Source organism: Nocardia sp. NPDC051900, assembly GCF_044452545.1.
Classification (GTDB): Bacteria; Actinomycetota; Actinomycetes; order Mycobacteriales; family Mycobacteriaceae; genus Nocardia; species Nocardia sichangensis.
The window spans coordinates 1-1,080 of the sequence record NZ_JBITBU010000082.1 but is presented as its reverse complement, the minus strand read 5'-3'; the positions used below and the strand labels follow the sequence as shown (position 1 = coordinate 1,080).

Sequence of the window (1,080 nt, the reverse complement as noted above, 5' to 3'; positions counted from 1 at the left end):
AACGGCATCCCGTAGAGGGTGGTCTTCGAGTAGTGATCGCCGATGATCTCGACGACCGTGTACGAACGCGCCTGCGCGTAACCCGCGCAGCCCTGGATCTGGATCTCGGCATCCTGGTACTCCACCGAATACACACCGGGCTTCAGGATGTCCTTGTAATCGATCTGAACGAACTTGACCTCGCCGGGACCGAGGTTGACGCCGATCGAACCACCGGCGCTCGCGCCGCTGAGGTTCACGCTGCCCGACACACCGGCGGAGATCGCGTCGTCGGCGATGCTGACCTGGCAGCCGACGACGTAACCGGTGCTCAACTGCGAGGCACCGTGAGTGGACGAATTATTCGTTCCCGGATTCCCGGTCGGACCGTTGTTCGGCCCGATCGTTCCTTCAGGGGTGACGGCTACATCGGCGATAGCGTTCCCCGAAACCCACACGACACGGCCGGCACCGTTCGCGGCAAGGGATGGGGAGATCAGGGCGCGCTCACCGGTGCGAGCGATGTTCACGCCAGGTCCTGCCTTGTGACCGTCCGGCAACGGCACGAAGGTATCGGCATTGGCAGCGCCGGTCGACAACAGACCGGTAGCTACGGCCGCCACGGCGGCGGCGCCCGCGACGCGGACGCCTCGAGACAGACCGTTGATGCGGTACTTGCTCATGTTTTTCCTCATCAGGTTGCATCCGCCCGCCCCAGGGTGTCGAGGCGGGACGTGTCCCTCCAAAGCCGACGGCACGCAGTGGAATGTGTTGTCCACCAGACGTTCCGCCGGCCCATCGCGTCATCGAGCGATCTCGGACGAAACAATGCTATTCGGTATCAACCAGACTTTTCCGGAAATTCAGGCAATTCGTCTCGCGAAGTAACGGATCCGACTAGGATCGCGCAGCCCTTGCGGCACATTCGAATTCATGACGAAATGGACCCGCCGCGCTGCGAGGGGTCCATTTCATCTGTCGCTATGGGTTTTTCACCCGCCGTTCACTCAGCCGAGGCTGAAAGGCTGCCCCCACAACGTCACCCACGTGATGACATTGTCGGTCTCGACCTCGACGCTGACAAAGGCCCGCGCCTGGGCG

General features: G+C 62.4%; 2 protein-coding genes. Both read right to left on the bottom strand.

What is annotated here, in order from left to right:
- Positions 1-662 (bottom strand): MspA family porin (locus ACIA5H_RS37825; protein WP_397081178.1); only part of this gene is annotated, 662 nt, incomplete at its 3' end.
- A gap of 324 nt (positions 663-986) precedes the next feature.
- The coding region (locus tag ACIA5H_RS37820) for an MspA family porin (protein WP_357881820.1) at positions 987-1,080 on the bottom strand (94 nt) is incomplete at its 5' end.